The organism is Methylosinus sporium (assembly GCF_003113265.1).
GTDB classification, from domain to species: Bacteria; Pseudomonadota; Alphaproteobacteria; order Rhizobiales; family Beijerinckiaceae; genus Methylosinus; species Methylosinus sporium.
In genome coordinates, this window is sequence record NZ_PUIV01000003.1 from 170,807 (window position 1) to 189,105 (window position 18,299).

Annotated in this window: 19 protein-coding genes and 1 pseudogene; 6 read left to right on the plus strand and 14 right to left on the minus strand. The window is 63.3% G+C overall.

The window, feature by feature from the left end; translation table 11 throughout:
* Positions 1-145: 145 nt before the first annotated feature.
* The 3 genes and pseudogenes from C5689_RS04035 to ung all read right to left on the minus strand — a co-directional run.
* Positions 146-466 (minus strand): annotated as a pseudogene (locus C5689_RS04035) (uracil-DNA glycosylase); the annotation flags it as partial.
* Positions 467-586: 120 nt separating this feature from the next.
* Positions 587-820, minus strand: a complete 234-nt coding sequence (locus C5689_RS04040) for a hypothetical protein (protein WP_108915983.1) — start codon at positions 818-820, stop codon at positions 587-589.
* Between the two features lie 221 nt (positions 821-1,041).
* Entirely contained in the window at positions 1,042-1,707 is a 666-nt protein-coding gene (gene ung / locus C5689_RS04045; protein WP_108916016.1) for a uracil-DNA glycosylase, read from the minus strand.
* Positions 1,708-1,839: 132 nt separating this feature from the next.
* Between ung and C5689_RS04050 the strand changes: the two genes are divergently transcribed.
* The 3 genes from C5689_RS04050 (at position 1,840) to C5689_RS04060 (ending at position 4,825) form a co-directional block, all read left to right on the plus strand.
* A complete protein-coding gene (locus C5689_RS04050) occupies positions 1,840-2,109 on the plus strand; it encodes a helix-turn-helix domain-containing protein (protein ID WP_108915984.1) in 270 nt (89 codons plus the stop codon).
* 71 nt (positions 2,110-2,180) lie between these two features.
* A complete protein-coding gene (locus tag C5689_RS04055; RefSeq protein WP_108915985.1) occupies positions 2,181-3,929 on the plus strand; it encodes a SulP family inorganic anion transporter in 1,749 nt (582 codons plus the stop codon).
* A gap of 56 nt (positions 3,930-3,985) precedes the next feature.
* Positions 3,986-4,825 (plus strand): tRNA nucleotidyltransferase, encoded by an 840-nt coding sequence (locus tag C5689_RS04060; RefSeq protein WP_306432192.1) that lies wholly within the window; start codon positions 3,986-3,988, stop codon positions 4,823-4,825.
* On the opposite strand, the gene C5689_RS04065 is transcribed toward C5689_RS04060, so the two are convergent.
* The 10 genes from C5689_RS04065 to thyX form a co-directional block, all read right to left on the minus strand.
* Positions 4,789-6,231, minus strand: a complete 1,443-nt coding sequence (locus C5689_RS04065) for a sensor histidine kinase (RefSeq protein ID WP_108915987.1) — start codon at positions 6,229-6,231, stop codon at positions 4,789-4,791. The genes C5689_RS04060 and C5689_RS04065 overlap by 37 nt on opposite strands.
* Entirely contained in the window at positions 6,228-6,908 is a 681-nt protein-coding gene (locus tag C5689_RS04070) for a response regulator transcription factor (RefSeq protein ID WP_108916017.1), read from the minus strand. The genes C5689_RS04065 and C5689_RS04070 overlap by 4 nt, the downstream gene beginning before the upstream one ends.
* 145 nt (positions 6,909-7,053) lie before the next feature.
* On the minus strand, positions 7,054-7,881 hold the full coding sequence (locus C5689_RS04075) for an ABC transporter permease (protein ID WP_108915988.1): 828 nt from the start codon (positions 7,879-7,881) through the stop codon (positions 7,054-7,056).
* A complete protein-coding gene (locus tag C5689_RS04080; RefSeq protein ID WP_108915989.1) occupies positions 7,878-8,633 on the minus strand; it encodes an ABC transporter ATP-binding protein in 756 nt (251 codons plus the stop codon). Before C5689_RS04080 ends, C5689_RS04075 begins: the two co-directional genes overlap by 4 nt.
* Positions 8,634-8,780: 147 nt before the next feature.
* A complete protein-coding gene (locus tag C5689_RS18120) occupies positions 8,781-9,488 on the minus strand; it encodes a hypothetical protein (protein ID WP_146188314.1) in 708 nt (235 codons plus the stop codon).
* An 8-nt stretch (positions 9,489-9,496) separates the two neighbouring features.
* Entirely contained in the window at positions 9,497-9,952 is a 456-nt protein-coding gene (locus C5689_RS04085) for a hypothetical protein (RefSeq protein WP_108915990.1), read from the minus strand.
* Positions 9,953-9,956: 4 nt separating this feature from the next.
* Positions 9,957-10,820: a ParA family protein gene (locus C5689_RS04090; protein WP_108915991.1), complete on the minus strand. Its 864-nt coding sequence runs from the start codon at positions 10,818-10,820 to the stop codon at positions 9,957-9,959.
* A 124-nt stretch (positions 10,821-10,944) separates the two neighbouring features.
* Positions 10,945-11,826: an FkbM family methyltransferase gene (locus tag C5689_RS04095; protein WP_158271746.1), complete on the minus strand. Its 882-nt coding sequence runs from the start codon at positions 11,824-11,826 to the stop codon at positions 10,945-10,947.
* An 89-nt stretch (positions 11,827-11,915) separates the two neighbouring features.
* Positions 11,916-12,788, minus strand: a complete 873-nt coding sequence (gene mutM, locus C5689_RS04100; protein ID WP_108915993.1) for a bifunctional DNA-formamidopyrimidine glycosylase/DNA-(apurinic or apyrimidinic site) lyase — start codon at positions 12,786-12,788, stop codon at positions 11,916-11,918.
* A gap of 4 nt (positions 12,789-12,792) precedes the next feature.
* The gene (thyX, locus tag C5689_RS04105) at positions 12,793-13,473 is read right to left on the minus strand and encodes an FAD-dependent thymidylate synthase (RefSeq protein ID WP_108915994.1); all 681 of its coding nucleotides are present in this window, start codon (positions 13,471-13,473) and stop codon (positions 12,793-12,795) included.
* A gap of 302 nt (positions 13,474-13,775) precedes the next feature.
* On the opposite strand from thyX, the gene ubiE reads away from it, so the two are divergent.
* Genes ubiE through C5689_RS04120 form a run of 3 tightly spaced genes read left to right on the plus strand, consistent with a single transcriptional unit; the run spans position 13,776 to position 17,056 of the window.
* A complete protein-coding gene (gene ubiE / locus C5689_RS04110; protein WP_064033906.1) occupies positions 13,776-14,537 on the plus strand; it encodes a bifunctional demethylmenaquinone methyltransferase/2-methoxy-6-polyprenyl-1,4-benzoquinol methylase UbiE in 762 nt (253 codons plus the stop codon).
* A gap of 36 nt (positions 14,538-14,573) precedes the next feature.
* Positions 14,574-16,142 (plus strand): 2-polyprenylphenol 6-hydroxylase, encoded by a 1,569-nt coding sequence (ubiB, locus tag C5689_RS04115; protein ID WP_108915995.1) that lies wholly within the window; start codon positions 14,574-14,576, stop codon positions 16,140-16,142.
* Positions 16,143-16,147: 5 nt separating this feature from the next.
* The gene (locus tag C5689_RS04120; RefSeq protein ID WP_146188315.1) at positions 16,148-17,056 is read left to right on the plus strand and encodes a hypothetical protein; all 909 of its coding nucleotides are present in this window, start codon (positions 16,148-16,150) and stop codon (positions 17,054-17,056) included.
* Positions 17,057-17,110: 54 nt separating this feature from the next.
* On the opposite strand, the gene C5689_RS04125 is transcribed toward C5689_RS04120, so the two are convergent.
* Positions 17,111-18,112, minus strand: a complete 1,002-nt coding sequence (locus C5689_RS04125) for an adenosine kinase (RefSeq protein ID WP_108915997.1) — start codon at positions 18,110-18,112, stop codon at positions 17,111-17,113.
* Between the last annotated feature and the right edge of the window lie 187 nt (positions 18,113-18,299).

Consider the following 18,299-nt stretch of genomic DNA (forward strand, 5'->3'; position numbering starts at 1 on the left):
TTTGGAGACGCGCCGCCGGACTCGACGAAAACGCCCCAGAAATTGCCGACTAGCGCCGGCTTCCCAATGAATACCTGATTACGAAACCGCGGTTACATTTCGGTAAACGACTAATTTTATATTGTCTTCCAGTAATATAGCCGTCTCACCAGTCTATCGGCGCGCGTCCTTTCGATTCGAGATAGGCGTTGGCCTTGGAAAAATGCCTGCAGCCGAAGAAGCCGCGCGCCGACAGCGGCGAGGGATGCGCGCTCTCGAGCACGAGATGCCGCGAGCGATCGACGCCGGCGCCCTTCTGCCGCGCGTAATTGCCCCAGAGCAGGAAGACAATTCCCTCGCGCTCGCGCGAGAGCGCCTGCACGGCGGCGTCGGTGAAGCGCTCCCAGCCCTTGCCCTGATGCGAGCCGGCGGCGCTGTCGCGCACGGTGAGCGTGGCGTTGAGCAGCAGCAGGCCCTGTTGCGCCCAGCGCGAGGGGTCCCGGATCGCGCCGCGCGAGACAGCCGGCAAACGATGTAATTGAAATCGCCATGCTGCGGCCCGGCAATGCGCGCGAACGCGACATCGCATGCGACCGACAGTCTGCCTCTACCGCAAAGAACGGCGTAGCACGGCGAGCACGACACTGATGGCCAGAAGCCCCGAGCCCATGATGACGAGCGGCTGGCCCTTGGCGTCTCCTGTAACGATGAAGGCCAGCCCCATCGCCGCCAGGATGCCGCCAATCGCTCCTGTCGCGATCGGTGTCTTCATCGAGGCGCCGCTCTTCTGGAATCTTTTCTGAATCTGGCGCGTGTTTTCTTGGAGAGTGAACATATCCATCCACGATTGCGCGCAAGCGTCCGAGCATACCAAGCCATTGCTCTCGACCCGCGCGCACGAGTGACACACGCCTTTTCCGCATGATTTGCAGACGCCGACCGCGTCGACATCCGAATGTGAAAAACACTTCATGATTTCATTCCCCTAATAGACCTGAGAACCCGTTCGGCTCTTGCCGACAATACAGGAGAAGCGCTCGCTTCACCGACGTTGGCGTCGCCTCACCAGTCGATTGGCGTCCGCCCCTGCGCGACCAGATAGCCGTTAGCCTTGGAAAAATGCCTGCAGCCGAAGAAGCCGCGCGCCGACAGCGGCGAGGGATGCGCGCTCTCGAGCACGAGATGCCGCGAGCGATCGACGCCCGCGCCCTTCTGCCGCGCGTAATTGCCCCAGAGCAGGAAGACAATTCCCTCGCGCTCGCGCGAGAGCGCCTGCACGGCGGCGTCGGTGAAGCGCTCCCAGCCCTTGCCCTGATGCGAGCCGGCGGCGCTGTCGCGCACGGTGAGCGTGGCGTTGAGCAGCAGCACGCCCTGCCGCGCCCAGCGCGAGAGATCGGGATCGCGCGAGGCGGGCCGGCCGAGGTCGCTCTCGATCTCCTTGAAGATGTTCTGCAGCGAAGGCGGCGGCGGAATGTCGCGGCCGACGGCGAAGCACAGGCCATTGGCCTGGCCGCGGCCGTGATAGGGATCCTGGCCGAGGATCACCACTTCCACGGCGTCGAAAGGGCATTCGTCGAAGGCGCGGAAAATCTGCTTGGCCGGCGGATAGACCGCCCCACGCGCATATTCCCCGCGCACGAATTGGCGCAGAGCATCGAAATAGGGCTGCTCGAATTCCGCCGAAAGGCGCAGCTTCCAGCTCTCGTCTATCTGCACGGGTTTGTTCATATCCGCCAAGCTAACATGCGTCGGCGCCGGGCGAGAACCCGGCCGTGTCGCAAAAGCGCGAGAATGATGTTTCAAACATCATCTTGGCGAGATAAAACATGCCTGCTAATATAATAAGCGTGAGCATATGAGATGATCACCGCCGCTCAATTGCGCGCCGCGAGGGCGCTGCTCGGCATAGATCAAAAGAAGCTGGCCGAGCTTTCCGGCGTCTCCCTGCCGACGATTCAGCGCATGGAGGCGAGCGACGGCAATGTCCGCGGCGTGATCGAGACGCTCACAAAGGTCGTCGAGGCGCTGAACGAGGCCGGCGTCGAACTGCTCGGCGAGAACGCCCGCAGCGAAAGCGGCGGACGCGGCGTGAGGATGCGTCGCCCCGGTCCGCCCAATCCGACGACTTGAGGATAAATCGCGACGACGACCGCCGACTTCGCGCCGACGATCCCGCCGCTCCTCGACCAAAGGAGCCAGTGTTGAGAGATCGACGTTTTCGCCAGCCGAGCTTCATCGAGCTGTTCACGCCCAAGCTCGTCACCATTTTGCGCGAGGGATATGGCCTCGCGGATCTGCGCGCCGACGCCATCGCCGGCCTCACTGTCGCCATCGTCGCGCTTCCGCTCTCCATGGCCTTCGCCATCGCCTCGGGGCTGAGCCCGGACCGCGGACTCTATACGGCGATCATCGGCGGCTTTCTGGTCTCCATGCTCGGCGGCAGCCGCTTCCAGATCGGCGGGCCGGCGGGCGCCTTCATCGTTCTCGTCTTCGCCATCGTGCAGCGCCAGGGCTATGACGGGCTCGCGCTCGCCACAATGATGGCGGGCGTCATTCTCTTCGCCATCGGCCTGCTGCGCTGGGGCACTTACATAAAATACATCCCCTTTCCGGTGACGGTCGGCTTCACCGCCGGCATAGCGGTCATCATCTTCGCCAGCCAGCTCAAGGAGATTTTCGGCCTCTCCATCGCCAATGAGCCGGCCGCGCTCGGCCCCAAGCTCACGGCGCTCTGGGAAGCGCGCGGCACGCTGAAGCCGGCGACGATCGGCGTCTCGGCGCTGGCGCTGGCGATCATCCTCGGGCTGCGGCGCTGGCGGCCGAGCTGGCCCGGAATGCTGATCGCCGTGACGGTCTGCGCGGCGGCGACGGCGGCGCTGCATCTCGACATAGAGACGATCGGCTCGCGCTTCGGCGGCGTGCCGAGCACGCTGCCGGCGCCGGCGGTCCCGCATTTCGATCTCGCGCGGCTGCGCGCGCTGCTGCCGGACGCGCTGACCATCGCCGTGCTCGGCGCCATGGAGTCGCTGCTCTCCGCCGTCGTCGCCGACGGCATGAGCGGCCGACGCCATCGCTCCAATTGCGAGCTCGCCGCGCAGGGCGTCGCCAATGTCGTCGCGCCGCTCTTCGGCGGCATTCCGGTGACGGGAACCATCGCCCGCACCGCGACCAATGTGCGCTCGGGCGCCAAGGGACCGGTCTCGGGAATGCTTCATGCGCTGTTCCTGCTCGGCTTCATGCTGGTCGCGGCGCCGCTGGCGGCTTACATCCCGCTCGCCTCGCTCGGCGCCGTGCTCGCCGTCGTCTCCTGGAACATGGCCGAGAAGAAGGAATTCGTCGCTCTGTTCCGCGCCTCGCGCGGCGACGCTCTGGTGCTGGTCTCGACCTTCCTGCTCACCATTTTCGAGGATTTGACCGTGGGCATAGGCGTTGGCGTGACGCTCGGCGCCTTCCTCTTCCTGCATCGCCTCGCCGAGAGCGTCGAGGTGCAGACCGGCGAGGCCTTCCTCGACGAAGACCGGGCGGATGATTACGGCGGCCATCGCCCCGCCTATGATTCCGCTGCCGCCTCCGACGCCGAGGTGATGGTCTATAAGATCAGCGGCGCGATCTTCTTCGGCGCCTCGGCGACGGTGAGCGCGGCTCTGGACGAGATCGGCCGCTATCCGCATGTCTTCATCTTCGATTTCAGCGAGGCTCCGCTGATCGACAGCACGGCGGCGCGGGCGCTGGAGAGCTTTGTCGCGCGGCTGCGAAAGGCGGGAACCGTGGTTTGCGTCGCCGGGGCGCGGCCCGCCGTGCGGCGGGCGCTGCTCTCGGCCGGACTGCATGAGCCGGAGACGCTCTACGCCGGCACGGTCGCCGATGCGCGACGGCGCGCCACGGCGCCGCAGCCGCCCGAAAATCGCGCCCCGCGTCTGAGCGGGGCCGCCCTCCCCGGCCGTGCGTGAGGCGCGCGGCAAGGTGTTTGCTTGGCCGTCAGCCGACCACTCACCCGCGAAGCCTCATGCCCTCAGAACCTTTCTTCCTGCCCGAATTCGGGCAGACAGACCCCGGCCTCGGCCTTCTCCGCATGGCGGCGCTGCTCGCCGAGACCGATGACGATCCCGGCGAAGAGACCCTCGATCTCATGGCCGAGCAGGTCGAGAGCGGCTGCCTCGCCGGCCTCGACCCGGCCGATATCTGGCCGGAGCTGCTGCTCTCGCTCGGCGGGCCGGCTCCCGGCAAGGCGTTCCGCGTGCTGCGCATCTGCGGCGCGCTGCAGGTCGTTCTGCCGGAGGTCGACGCCCTTTTCGGCGTGCCGCAATTGTCGGACGGCCAGAACGAGGTCGATCTCGGCGCCCATTTGCTGCGTTCGCTGGACGAGGCCGGACGCAGAGAGGCGCCGCTTCCCGTGCGCTTCGCCCTGCTGGTGATGAATGTCGGCAAAGGGGATTCGCCACGCGAGCATCTCCCGCATCATTACAAGCACATAGACCGCGGCGGCCCGCGCATAAATTCGATCGCCGAGCGCTTCGGCGTTCCAGCGGATTGCGTCCCGCTGGCGCTGACGGCGCTCAGCGAATGCGAGCGCGTGCATCGCGCCTCGGAAGTGCGCGCCGGCCCGGTGGCGCAAATGCTGGAGCGGCTCGGCGCCTTCGACGCGCCGGAGAGCTTCGCTCTGCTGATGGAAGTGTGCAGCTGCGATTTCACCGCCCATTCCGGGCGCTCCGGCGAGGCCTATCCAAAGGCCGTGCTGCTGGAGACGGCGCGCGACGCCTGTCTGCCGATCGAGCCGGCGACGCCCGAGGCGCGCGCCGAGGCGATCGCTCAGGCGCTGCGCTCGCAGCGCTGGTCGAACGGCTGAACGTCGAGCGCCACGGCCTCCGTCGCCTCGCCCGGCTCGACGCCCGCGGCGGGGAGCCGCACCTTGAAGGTCGCGCCGCCGCCCGGCGTCTCCTCGACGCGAATTTCGCCCCCGAGCAGATCGACCAGCTCGCGGACGATCGCCAATCCGAGCCCCGTGCCCGGCGTCGCCTCGTCCTTTCGCCAGAAGGGCTCGAAAATGCGGGAGCGGTCGGCTTCGGCGACGCCGACGCCGTGATCGACGACCTCGATCGCACATTCGGGCAGCACGCGAACGATGACGACGCCGCCTTCGGGCTCCGCGCGCACCGCATTGGCGATGAGATTGGTGACGATGCTGTCGACGCTCCATCGCGATGCGAGCGCCGCGACTTGACGCGACGGCGCCTCGAACTGAATCTCGCGATTATTGCCGATCGCGATCGGCACATAATCCGCGGCGACCGTCAGCGCGACATCGTAGAGATCGATCTTCTGCGGCGCGATACGCCCGCGTTCCTCGATCTGCGCGAGCAGCAGCATCTGCTCGACGATCGTCTGCACGCGCAGCACATCCCGCTCCATTTCCGATTTGAGCGGGCCCTCCTCCATTTTGCCGACGCGCGCGCGCAAAATCGTGATCGGCGTGCGCAGCTCATGCGCCGAATTGGCGGAGAAACGCCGCTGACGCTCGACGCCCTCGCGCACACGCTCGAACGCCTTGTTCACCGCTTCGACGAAGGGCAGCACTTCCGACGGCGCCTCCTCCGGCGCGATGCGCTCCTTCAACGAATTCACGTCGATTTTCGCGACTTTCGTCGCGGCGGCGCGCAAAGGCGCGAGCCCGCGATCGACCACGAATAGCGCGATGAGACACATGGCCGCCCAATGCGGAAGAAAGATCAGCGCCCCATAGATCGAGGTCATTCGGTAGGGCAGCAGAAAAAAGTCGCGCCACTGGAATTTCGCGCCATAAGTCGCGATGACGACCTCGCCGATCGGCGAATCGAAAACCGCGGATTCGCCATGGCGCAAGGAGCCGCCGACAGCGATCTCGATAGGCGAGCGGAACAGCTTCAGCCGACCGACGCCTTCGAAGGCCTTCGTCAATTCCGGCGCCGATCCTGGAAGCGCTTTGCCCGTGCGCGGATCGAAAGCGGCAAAACGAAAATCCGGATTTGCGGACATGAATTGCCGCAATTCGTCGGTCATCGCGATCGATCTTTCGCCGTCTGCGCCCTTGCGCAGCGCCGCGAGCATGATCGAGCCCACGCGAGGACGCATCAGATCGTCGAGAGACCCGAGCCCGCCCGGAAACCCCGAGACCAGAACGCCGCCGACGACGACCGGCGGCAGAGTGAGATAGCCGAGAATCGAGCCGAAGATCGCATAGACGATCAATCGCGACGAAAGCGACCGCAGCCTCATGGCCCATGCGCTTCGCGGATGAGATAGCCGATGCCGCGCGGCGCGTGAATTTCGACGTCGGCCTGCTGATCCTTCAAACGCTGCCGCAGTCGCATGGCGACCATCTTCAGCGCGCCTATGTGCGAGGGATCGTCCGCCCCATAGAGCTCTTCGAGCAGCGTCGAGAAAGTGACCGCCCGTCCGGCGCGACGCATCAGCGCCCCCAGCAGCACCAGCTCCCGTTTCGGCACGACGAGCGGATGCCCGCCGATGGAGGCGCTCTCCGAATTGAGATCGAAAGCGAGCCGGCCGACGACGACCGGCGGCGCCGCTTCGCCGCCGGGGCGCCGAAGGCTCGCGCGAATGCGCGCCAGCAACTCCTCGGGAGAAAAGGGCTTGGTCAGATAATCGTCGACGCCCGCGTCGAGTCCGTCGACCCGGTCCTCGATCGAGCGCGCCGCCGTCACCGCCAGAATGCGGATTCCCGGCCGAATACGCTTCGCCGCGGCGACGATCGAGAGGCCGTCGCCATCGGGCAGACGCCGATCGAGCAGCATCACCGCATAGTCGCGGGCGCCGAGCGCCCCCGGCACATCCGCCAAAGCCCGGACGCAATCTGGAAAATAGCCGGCGCGCCGGACGCGATCGGCGATCAATGTCGAAATATCGGGTTGATCTTCGACGATCAGAATTCGCATCGAACGACGGTCCCCATCGAGCTTCGACAGGCGAAGATCGTAAGGCGCGAGACGCCGAAAGCGCGCCACTCGACTGACTGTCGCGCCATTATCGAGCGCCGGCCGGCCGGCCGCAACAGAAAATGCGCGCGTCGCTCGCGCGCGCTCACTCGCCGGTCTGTAATAAAGTCCCGGCCCGGCGCGCTGCGGCGAGCAGGCGCACAAAGGCGAAAGAGGCGACGGCGAATAGCGCGGCGTCCAGCGCCAATCCATAAATCATCAGATCGAGGCGAAGCGCATGGTCGACGAGAACGCCGCGCAGCCCCTCGAACACATAAGTCGGCGGCAGCGCCCAGCAGATCGGCTGCAGCCAGGAAGGCAGAACGGCGACCGGATAATAGACGCAGCCGAGCGGCTGAATGACGAACATCAGCGACCAGACGAGACTTTCCGCGCCCAATCCATAGCGCAGCAGCAGCCCCGACACGAACAGGCCGACGCTCCAGGCGAAGAAGATCAGAATGGCGAAAAAGGCGGCGAAAGCAAAGCCGAGCGCCCAGAGATTGAAGCCGAAGAACCAAATGGCCAGGATCGTCACCGGAACCATGCCGACCAGGAGGCGAATGAGGCTCATCGCCATCATGGAGACGACGAATTCCGCCGGCCGCAGCGGGCTCATGAAGAGATTGGCGATATTGCGGGACCACATCTCCTCGAGAAAAGAGAAAGAAAATCCCTGCTGGCCGCGAAGCAAAATATCCCACAGCAGCACCGCGCCGATCAGCGAGCCGGCAGCGATCGTCGTCTTATCGGCGCCCGCGAGACCGCCCGGCGCGCGCAGGAGATAGGTCTGCAGAAAGCCCCAGGTGAGCATTTGCACCGTCGGCCAATACATCATCTCCAACATGCGCGGCATCGACGAGCGCAGCAGATAGGAATAGCGCAAGGTCATCGCGCCGACGCGCGCGAGCGAGAATTCCAAAGACGCGCTCATGCGGCGGCTCCATTGCCGCGCCCGCGCGCGACATCGAGAAACACGTCTTCGAGATTGCCGCGGCCATAGCGCGCGAGCAGCTCGGCGGGCGAGCCGTCGTCGACGAGGCTTCCCTCCTTCAGCATCATCACGCGATCGCAGAGGCGCTCCACCTCCGCCATATTGTGCGAGGCGAGCAGGATCGCGCAATTGCGCCGGCGGCGATAATCCTCGAGATGCGCGCGCACCCAATCGGCCGTGTCAGGATCGAGCGAGGCGGTGGGCTCGTCGAGCAGCAAGAGCTCCGGCTCGTTGATGAGCGCCTTGGCGAGCGCGACGCGCGTCTTCTGCCCGGCGGAGAGACGCCCGCTCGGACGATCGAGAAATTCTTTCAAGGCGAGATCGCCGGCCAGCTCCTCGATCTTGTCGGCGACGCCGCGAACGCCATAGAGCCGACCGAAGACGGTGAGATTCTGCCGCACGGTCAAGCGATGCGGCATGTCCACATAGGGGCTCTCGAAATTCATGCGGCCGAGCGCATGATAGCGATCTTTCAGAAATTCACGGCCGAAGATTTCGATCGTTCCCGTCGTCGGCTCGATGAGGCCCATGACCATGCCGATGGTCGTGGTCTTGCCGGCGCCATTGCCGCCGAGCAGACCCGTCACCGAGCCGGCGGGAAGCGCGAAGCTCAGCGGCTTCACGGCCACGGTCTCGGCGTAGGTTTTGGAGACGCCGGCGACGCGGAGGATGGGGGAGGTGTCGGGCGACATGGGTGTATTTAGGGCTTCAGGTGAATAGTATAAAGCACCAGGAAAGCAAAAACTACCCCTGAAGCAATACCAGAAATATCCTCACACATATTTTTAGATATAGCAAAATCGACAGAATCGCCAGGAATTTTTACCAGGCCCACGTTATTATGCAGCATCAAGCCCCATAGCACTTTTTTGCTCTCCCGACATACCTGCTAGAAGCTGCTTCTTCGCTGTTGTAGAAAATTTATTCCAAAGCACCTGCGCCACCGTACAGAGGAGCAAGCGGTGAACAATATCAACCCCCTGAATAAATAAATCAATCGCCGAATTGTATGTCGGCTTAGCCGTTTTTATATCCGCTATTTTTGTATACCCCACCCACGACCCGGGTATTTGCCCATGAACAATAGCAGAAATCTTCGAATACCACTTATTAATCTGAGAAACAAGGCCGATCTTATGCTGTAGTTCTGAAAATTTTTCAGAGTGAACCTTATGGTAGTCGATAATCTCTTTCTTATCTAAAAAATACTCCGGGCTCCTGACCAGTGTTGCCAGTTCTGAATGATGCGTCCTAAAATAGGTGTAAAATAAAGCACATTCGAATACAGCTCTTATTTGCGCAGACGCTGGTTTATAAAGAGACAATGCGACCAAGGCTGCTACATGTTGACCCGCTATTTGCATTTCGCGGATAAAAGAAAGCGCCGGATTACCTGCGTCCGCATTCTCAAGCTGCCGCGACCATACTGCGAGCCGAAGATTAGCGGCCGCTAATCTCTCTATAGCAGGCTGATCCGAAAGGAAGTCACAAACATTAGAATTCCAGTCAACGGCAGTAATAGCCGCTTTGAATTTATTGGTCAGCATGCACCCGCCTATCTGTTGTTAATTCCTTTGAGGTATGCATCGGACGACTTGCCCGCAAGGATATCCATAAAAATCCGACAATCCTCTGCATTCGCCACCTCAAAGAACCGCTTCAGGCCCAGAGCCAAGCTCTTTTGCATAGCGGGCGCAATCATGGATTCCCGCAGCAACGGAGACGCAACTTTCATTAATTCCATAACCATTTTTTTCGACATTTTTTTTGCTTTTACAGCAATCAATGCGTCATCCAATCCGCTGCCCGCAGGGGAACCCGTTGCCGCACGACCGCCGTCAAAAGTGGATATTCCCCTAATTGTATCTAGAATTATTTGGCTAAGCTCGTGGCCAAAGGCACCGCTGTCCAATTCGATAGCCAGCGCTCTGAGATCATCGACGCTCAGTTCGCTCTGAATCAGCGAGGCAAGAAAGCTCCTAAGTATGCGCTGACGTGCTTTCCGGTCCATCCGTTCACGCTCCTACGCGGCCAATAAACTCTTCGGCCACGCGAAGAAGGTTCCTAAACGCCTCGGTACTATAGGGCTTTCCACTCGCCCACACAAACCCTCGCCCGCCCTCCGGTTCAGCAAATACCTTGTATTTTTTTAACGTAGCGGTGAGACAAAGCGGCGTATAGGCAGAGTCCGCACGAATTTCAGCTTCCTCCCGCGATATGCTTGAACGCGGCGCAGAATTAAACAAAATATGCGCCTTTGGAGGCACCCCACCGACAGCTTTCGCAGAAATAAATTGCGTCATTAGTCCAATCCCTCGAACAGCATATCGCTGTGGCACCACGGGAATTAGAACGTGATCCGAGTTCCGCAGCGATGTTTTCGTAAAAAGCGACCCTGCCGGATGGCAGTCGATATAGATAATATCATAATTTTCTCGACACTCAGAAATAAACTTCGCAAACCGCTCTTCAATTGGCCTTGTGTCTTCCGTCGCCTGCCCAAGAGCAGCATACATGAGATCCAATGTCGACAGAACAATATCAAGCCTTGCTTTTGTTCCAGAAAATACATTTGTTACGACACTACTCAACTTCGGTGGCTCATGGTTTCCAGGAACCTGCAGCCTATACGGATCCAGGTCATCGTCGTCGTCTATCAATACCGATAATATGGTTTTCTTTGCCGTCTCTGCTTCAAAGTAACTCTTTGCCGGGAGATAAGCTTGAGAAAGATTGAACTGAGGGTCATAGTCGATTACTAATACCCTCCGCTCCTTACCTTTTATTAAGTACCTCGCTGTCACGCCAGCCAAGTGTGCAGTGACAGTCGTCTTGCCCACCCCGCCTTTCATGTTCATTACAGTCACGACGACGCCCAAAGCAGACTCCTTTAAAACGGTCGCAGTCCGACAGCGATTCTTTAAAATAGGGATAACCTGTTTCACCTGAAATCATCAAGCTATCAGTCTAGATCATGCCGCAGTTCCTCGAACCGCGCCCCACTCACGGCACGGCCGCAGCCTCGCGCGGCGCCCGATGGCGCAGGCCGAACATATAAGCGCGCGCCAGATTGCGGCCGCTTCTGCGATCATGCTCGGTCAGCAGGCGCAGAGCGAGATCGGCCGAGCGATAGCAATCATGCGCGATCTGCGCGACGCCGATCAATTCGTCGTCGGCGAGCAGATCGAGGCGCATGAAGTCGCGCACGAAAATAGCGTCGCTCCAGACGATCTGGCTCATGCCCGCGAAGACATTATTGCCGAGCATCAAAGGCTTGAGCACGCGGCTCATCATCGGCGTGAAGCGATGCAGCACATAGCCCTGCGAACGCAGGAACAGCTCTATTTCCGAGAAAAGCGGCTGGCCTTCATAGAGCGGCAGGAACTCGACCTCGATATGCAGCACATAGGCGCGGCGCAATCTCTCGACCGCGTTCTGCAGGATCATCAGCTCCGCGCCCTGCACGTCCAATTCCAGAAATGTCGCGCCCTCGGTCTCGGCCACATCGTCGAGCCGCACAGTGTCGATCTCTTGCGTCGCGACGACTTCCGACCACACCGGAAAGCCGTGGAACATCTCCATCGCCGCCGGATTGGGCTTCAGCAGCGAGGTCATGTCGCGCGCGGCGCATATGTGCAGCGTATGGCGTCCGCCATCGCCGACGGCGTGCGGCAGATAGACATCGCCCGGATTTTTGCGCGCGTTCAGCTCTTCGACGGCCCCCTCGTCGGGCTCGAAGCCGACGATGGTCGCCTCGCCGCCGCGCAGCAGAGGCGCATAGACCGGCTCGCCGCTGATATGGCGCGCGCCAATGTCGACGATTCTGTGCGGGACGCTCGCCCCGGCGAGCTCGATGAAGGGAGGGAGAAGGTCCGCAGGTTCCATGAAAGCCTCGCCCGATAGCCGGCGCGTCGATCGGCGTGCCAATATCAGCGAGCTTTGAGCGCCGCCGCTTGCGCGGGACTGGCGCGCACTCATTTCTGGCAGTCGCGGCAAAAGAAGGTCGAGCGCCCGCTCTGGATCACGCGCGAGACATGGCCGCGGCAGCCGGGCGTCGGACAAGGCGCGTCCTCGCGGTCATAGACGCGGAAAGAGTGCTGGAAATAGCCGAGCGAGCCATCGGTCTGGCGATGGTCGCGCAGGCTGGAGCCGCCCGCCTCTATCGCTTCGCCGAGCACTTGTCTTATCGCCTCGACGAGATCGACGAGGCCGCGTTTCGGCTTGCCCTTGGCGTCGACCAGCGTCCCCGCCGCGCGCAAGGGCGAGAGATACGAACGGTGCATCGCCTCGCAGACATAAATATTGCCGAGGCCGGCGATGATGCGCTGATCGAGCAGCGCGGCTTTCAGCGGCGCCTTGCGGCCGCGCAGCTCCTCGGCGAGACGCTGCGGCGTCAGCTCCGGCCCCAGCGGCTCGACGCCGAGACCATTGAACAGCGGATGCGCCGCCATCTCGCCACGCGGAACCAGCAGCATGAAGCCGAAACGGCGCGGGTCGTTATAGGTGACGCTGGCGCCGCTCGTGAAATGGAACACGACATGGTCATGCGCCGGCTTGGTGGTCACGGCCCGGTGATAGGCGCCCTCGGGGTCGTCGGCGTCGATGCGGAAGGAGCCGCTCATGCCGAGATGCATGATGAGCGTCTCGCCGCTGTCCAGCTCGCCCAAGAGATATTTCGCCCGCCGCTTCAGCGCCTCGACGCGCCGTCCCGCGAGCCGCGCGGCAAAGCCCTGCGGAAAGGGAAAGCGCAGATCGGCGCGGCGCAGCTCCACCTGCGCGAGGCCTGAGCCGGTGAAGACGGGCTCGAGCCCGCGGCGGACCGTCTCGACCTCGGGCAGCTCGGGCATGGGCTCAGAACCGCCCCGCCTTCCAGGCCGCGACGGCGACCGGGACAATGGGCTCGATGAGCTTTTCCATCGCCTCGGCGTAGACGCGGATCTCATATTGCGCGTGCGGATCGGCCCGGAGAGACAGAAACTTGAACAAATTCAGCAAATTGACCTTTGCGAACATATGGCTGTAGGTGGACACCGGCAGAACGGTGCGGGCCAGCTCCCGCGGCCAGCCGGCGGCCAGCAGCTCGCGATAGGTGGCGAAAGCGGCCTCGAAGCCGGCGCGCAGCTTCTCCACCTCGGCGCGGCGCGCCTCGAGATCGCCGCCGGGCTGGCGGCCCTGCTTATTGGTCGTCGCCTGTTCGCCGATGTTTTCCGGGTCGGGGAGGTAATAGGTCTCCGGCAATTCGCGATAGCGGCCGGAAAGTTCATTGAATGTCCAAGTTCGGTGCCGGTGCCATTGGCGGAGCACGAAGATCGGCGCCATCACCTCGAATTGGAACTCCACCGCCTCGAAGGGTGTCGTATGGCGGTTCTTCCAGAGGTAATCGATGAGCTTCTTGTCCGAGCCCTCGTTCTCGCCGGCGCGCCAGGCGGCGTCATAGGAGACGCGGGCCGCGCGCACGATGGAGAGGTCCGAGCCCATGTGATCGACGAGGCGGACGAAACCATGGTCCAGGACTTTGATCTGATTTGACATACGACGCCGTTCCGCCCTTCCCCGGCTCGCCCCCCGCGTTCTATGGCGGATGGAGCTGAGCCTCGCCCATCGATAACATGTTTTGGGCAGCGCGCCCCTCGCAGGGCTTGCAGATTCACATATCTTCCAACTCACCCACGACGTCCTGGCCGGGCTCGTCCCGGCCAGGACGACCTTGGAGCCTTATGAGATCTGTGAATGTGATAGTCCTCCCCTAGGAGAGGGTGGTTTTCGCCCCCAGCCATAGCCATAGGCGCAAAGGCGCGTTATATCGCCCGGAACGCCACCGGACCCGAGAGATTATGACCTCTGAGCGCGAGACCTCGACCCATTTCGGTTTCTCCGAAGTCGGATTGGATGAAAAACAGGGCCTCGTGGACGATGTTTTCCACAAGGTGGCGCGCCGCTACGACATTATGAACGATCTGATGTCCGGCGGAATGCACAGGCTGTGGAAGGATGTCTTCGCCGCCAAGGTGCGGCCCTCCCGCCGCGGCCCCTTCCGCCATCTGGACGTCGCCGGCGGCACAGGCGACATCGCCTTCCGCATCGCCAAGGCGGCCGGGCCGGAGGCGGAGATCGTCGTGCTCGACATCAATGGCGACATGCTGGACGTCGGCCGCGACCGCGCGCAGGAGCGCGGCCTCTCCGACAAGCTGGAATTCGTCCAGGCCAACGCCGAATCCCTGCCCTTCCCGGACGCGCATTTCGACGCCTATACGATCGCCTTCGGCATTCGAAACGTGCCGCGGATCGAGGTCGCGCTCGCCGAAGCGCATCGCGTGCTCAAGCCCGGCGGGCGGTTCCTGTGCCTGGAATTCTCGCAAGTCGCGATTCCGGGCCTCGACAAGATCTACGAGGCCTATTCCTTCAATGTGATCCCGGCGATCGGCAAGCTCGTCGCCGGCGACGGCGAGCCCTATCGCTATCTCGTCGAATCCATTCAGCGCTTCCCCCGCGCGGACGAGTTCGAGCGGATGATCCGCCGGGCGGGCTTCCGCCGCACGGGCTTCGAGCGGCTGACCGGCGGCGTGGTGGCGATCCACTCCGGCTGGAAGCTCTGATCTTTCCTTAAAACTAAACGCGAACGGCGGCTCTTCGTGCTCATCGGCTTCGGGCATCTCTTCCGACTGGCGCGCGCCGGCTTCATTCTGGCGCGCGAAGGCGTGTTCAAGAGCGTCGACCCGGCGATCCTGCCCGTCCCGGCGCAATTTCTGCTGCGCTTCGGCAATCTTCTCGCCAAACCCGGCAGCAGCGCCGGCGGCGCGCCGCAGGCGCTGGTGCGCGCCTTCGCGCAGATCGGCCCCTCCTATGTGAAGCTCGGCCAGTTTCTGGCCACGCGGCCGGATGTGGTCGGCGGCGAGATCGCCGACGCGCTGACCGCGCTGCAGGACCGCATGGAGCCTTTCGGCCGCAAGGCCGCGGTCGAGATCATCGAAAAAGCTTTCGGCAAGCCGATCGACGAGATTTTCCTCTCCTTCGGAGAGCCGGTGGCGGCGGCCTCCATCGCCCAGGTGCATCCGGCCCGCGTCGCCTATGCCGAGGGTGAGCGCAAGGTCGCGGTGAAGGTGCTGCGGCCGGATGTGGAACGTCAGTTCCGCCGCGACTTCGCCGACATGTATATTCTCGCCCGGGCCGCCGAGCGTTTCTCGGCGGAGGCGCGGCGCCTGCGAATGATCCAGGTCGTCGACACGCTGGCCCGCTCGGTGAAGCTCGAGACAGATTTCCGCCTGGAGGCGGCGGCGGCCTCGGAATTTCGCGACAATGTGACGGATGATCCCGATATTCGCGCCCCCGGCGTCGATTGGGATCGCACGACGCGCGAGGTGCTGACGCTGGAATGGATCGACGGCGCGCCGCTGTCGGACATCGCCCGCGTCGCCGCCATGAGCCATGATCTCAAGGACCTCGGGCGGAAAGTGCTGCAGTCCTTCCTGCGCACGGCGATGCGAGACGGCTTCTTCCACGCCGACATGCATCAGGGCAATCTCTTCGTCGATCGCAAGGGTCGGCTCGTCGCCATCGACTTCGGCATTATGGGAAGGCTCGGCTTCAAGGAGCGGCGCTTTCTGGCCGAAATCCTGTTCGGCTTCATCACCCGCGATTACAAGCGCGTCGCCGAGGTGCATTTCGAGGCGGGCTATGTGCCGCCGATCCATTCGGTCGAGGAATTCTCGCAGGCGCTGCGCGCCATCGGCGAGCCGCTGCATACGGCGAATGCGCAGGACATTTCCATGGCGCGGCTGCTCACTCTGCTCTTCGAGGTGACGGCGCTGTTCGACATGCGCACACGCACCGAGCTGGTGCTGCTGCAAAAGACCATGGTGGTGGCCGAGGGCGTCGCCCGCTCGCTCGATCCGACGCTGAATATTTGGCGGACGTCCGATCCGGTCGTGCGCAGCTGGATCGAGGATAATCTCGGCCCCAAGGCAAAGCTCGAGGACGCCGGCCGCGCCGCGATCGAGGTCGCCAAATTCACGACGCGCCTGCCCAAGCTGCTCAATGACGCCGAGGCCGCCGTCGAAATGCTGGCCTCCGCAGGCTCGAAGGGCCTGCGCCTCTCGGAAGATTCGCTCGAAGGTCTGGCGCGGGCGCGGCGGCGGTCGGATCGCTGGTTCATGCTGGCCGTCGTACTGGTGGCGCTGCTGGCCATTCACTGGATGAGGTGAGATCGATGATGGCGAAAACGGCGTCGCTCGCGCTCCTGCTCTCCTTCACGCCCATCGCCGCCACGGCCGCGACCCCGGAGGAAGCCTATCTCTCCCTCCGCAACCGCGCGACGGCCAAGCTGCGCAAGCTGGAGGCGGCGGGCAAAGCCGCCGGAGCGGCCGAGGCGGAGGAGCGGAAGACGCTGAAAGACCTCGGCGAGAAGATGGAGGCGATCATCGGCCCCGTCTCGGTTCCTGGTTTTCAGAAGCTCGGCAAATACAGCATAGAGACACTGTTCGAGGGCGTCGGCGCGGATCAGCTCGACGGCCTCGCCTTCACCGGCGACGACGAGAAATCGCTGCTCACCGTCTCGACGCAAGGCCTCGCCGAGGCCTTTTTGCGTGCCCGTCGCAAGGATTGGGAGAAAAGCGAAAAGCCGCCGCAAACGCTCGGCGAGGCGCTGGCTTCGCCCTTTTTCTACACTCTGGCGGTGAGCCCGGATGCGGGCGTCGAGAAATACGCCGATCTGCCCATCGCCAAGCCCGCGGCGGCGACGTTGGCCGCCGCCATTCTGGACCTACGCAGCCAGGACGACGCCGGCGGCGTGTTGCCCGACGAGATCATCGTCGCCGTCGCCAGCGAAGGGCGGCTCTACATCGCCTCGACGCCTGCCAAGGCGAAGATCGAGTCTGCGCCCGCTTGCGAGAAAATCTGGGCCGAGCATCAAGCCGAGGCCAAGAAGGCGATGGAGTCCTATTCCGCCTCCGGCCTCGCCAATGAGAAGGATTTCGCAAAATATGCGGATTTGCAGGCGGAGGGTTCAGCCGGATTCCGTCGCTGCTTCGCGGACCATGCGAAATCCACGAAATTCTTCGCCGCGCTGACGCAGGAGGCGCAGGCGCTCGCCGACCGGATGGCGACGGCCGAGCGCTGAGCGCGCCCACCATCCCCTTTAGAGCCCTCTAGGGGGAGGTGAACGCGCGTCACGTCAGGCGAGCAGGCCGTGGTCGCGGGCGAGCTGCAGCAGATTCTTCTGCGGCCGCGCGCCGACATGGGCGATGACCTCCGCCGCCGCCAGAGCGCCCAGCGAGGCCGCGCCCTCATAGAGCGCGCCGCGCGCGAGGCCCGCCAGGAAGCCCGCGGCGAAGAGATCGCCAGCGCCGGTGGTGTCGACCACTTCCGTCACTGGATAGGCCGGAACGGCGACGCATTTCTTCCCCTCGACGACCACGACGCCTTTCTCCGAGCGCGTGACGACGCCGAGAAGATTGGCCTCGGCGCCGAGCGCCTTCACCGCGGTGGCGAAATCGGCCGTCTCATAGAGCGAATGCAGCTCGCTCTCATTGGCGAAAAGAATATCGACGAGGCCGTCGCGCACCAGCCCCAGGAACTCGCCACGATAGCGATCGACGCAGAAAGCGTCGGACAGCGACAGAGCGACGCGATTGCCGGCGGCGCGGCTGGCCTTGGCGGCCTTCAGAAACGCCTCCTTGGCGGCCGGCGGATCCCAGAGATAGCCTTCGAGATAGAGAATTTTGGACGCGCGCACGAGCGCCTCGTCGACATCCTCCGGCCCCAGAGCCTGACAGGCGCCGAGGAATGTGCTCATCGTGCGCTGGCCGTCTGGCGTCACCAGAATGAGGCAGCGTGCGGTGGCGGCGCCGTCGGCCGCGACCGGCGTCTCGAAGGCGACGCCGGCCTTGCGAATGTCATGGGCGAACTCGCGCCCGGCGTCGTCGTCCTTCACCTTGCCGATGAAGGCCGCGGCGAGGCCGAAGCCGGCGACGCCGACCAGAGTGTTGGCGGCGGAACCGCCGGACATCACCGTCGTCGGCCCCATGGCCGCATAGATTTCGGCGGCGCGGGCTTCGTCGACGAGCTGCATCGCGCCCTTGTGCAGGCCGGCGGCGACCAGCTGATCGTCCTCCGCGCGCGAAAGAGTGTCGACAATGGCGTTTCCGACGCCGAGGACGTCATAGGTGGCGGACATGAAATCACCTGCTGCAGAACGGGGGCGCGAGCGCCGGAGCGCTCTTCCTAATCGACGCCGCCGGGAGGTCAACCGGCCGCCTCCCCGCGCGCCCGGTCGACGGCGGCGGCGGCGGGACGGGGGGAAACCGTAAATTTCACATAATACACTGATTCAACGTAATTATATAAAATGCGCCAGGGCACGC

What these genes read in the sequence shown, in the direction of transcription:
- C5689_RS04040 (WP_108915983.1), bottom strand. Translation starts at nt 820, where the DNA reads ATGGATATGTTCACTCTCCAAGAAAACACGCGCCAGATTCAGAAAAGA.
- ung (WP_108916016.1), bottom strand. Translation starts at nt 1,707, where the DNA reads ATGAACAAACCCGTGCAGATAGACGAGAGCTGGAAGCTGCGCCTTTCG.
- C5689_RS04050 (WP_108915984.1), top strand. Translation starts at nt 1,840, where the DNA reads ATGATCACCGCCGCTCAATTGCGCGCCGCGAGGGCGCTGCTCGGCATA.
- C5689_RS04060 (WP_306432192.1), top strand. Translation starts at nt 3,986, where the DNA reads ATGCCCTCAGAACCTTTCTTCCTGCCCGAATTCGGGCAGACAGACCCC.
- C5689_RS04065 (WP_108915987.1), bottom strand. Translation starts at nt 6,231, where the DNA reads ATGAGGCTGCGGTCGCTTTCGTCGCGATTGATCGTCTATGCGATCTTC.
- C5689_RS04070 (WP_108916017.1), bottom strand. Translation starts at nt 6,908, where the DNA reads ATGCGAATTCTGATCGTCGAAGATCAACCCGATATTTCGACATTGATC.
- C5689_RS04075 (WP_108915988.1), bottom strand. Translation starts at nt 7,881, where the DNA reads ATGAGCGCGTCTTTGGAATTCTCGCTCGCGCGCGTCGGCGCGATGACC.
- C5689_RS04080 (WP_108915989.1), bottom strand. Translation starts at nt 8,633, where the DNA reads ATGTCGCCCGACACCTCCCCCATCCTCCGCGTCGCCGGCGTCTCCAAA.
- C5689_RS18120 (WP_146188314.1), bottom strand. Translation starts at nt 9,488, where the DNA reads ATGCTGACCAATAAATTCAAAGCGGCTATTACTGCCGTTGACTGGAAT.
- C5689_RS04085 (WP_108915990.1), bottom strand. Translation starts at nt 9,952, where the DNA reads ATGGACCGGAAAGCACGTCAGCGCATACTTAGGAGCTTTCTTGCCTCG.
- C5689_RS04095 (WP_158271746.1), bottom strand. Translation starts at nt 11,826, where the DNA reads ATGGAACCTGCGGACCTTCTCCCTCCCTTCATCGAGCTCGCCGGGGCG.
- mutM (WP_108915993.1), bottom strand. Translation starts at nt 12,788, where the DNA reads ATGCCCGAGCTGCCCGAGGTCGAGACGGTCCGCCGCGGGCTCGAGCCC.
- thyX (WP_108915994.1), bottom strand. Translation starts at nt 13,473, where the DNA reads ATGTCAAATCAGATCAAAGTCCTGGACCATGGTTTCGTCCGCCTCGTC.
- ubiE (WP_064033906.1), top strand. Translation starts at nt 13,776, where the DNA reads ATGACCTCTGAGCGCGAGACCTCGACCCATTTCGGTTTCTCCGAAGTC.
- C5689_RS04120 (WP_146188315.1), top strand. Translation starts at nt 16,148, where the DNA reads ATGATGGCGAAAACGGCGTCGCTCGCGCTCCTGCTCTCCTTCACGCCC.
- C5689_RS04125 (WP_108915997.1), bottom strand. Translation starts at nt 18,112, where the DNA reads ATGTCCGCCACCTATGACGTCCTCGGCGTCGGAAACGCCATTGTCGAC.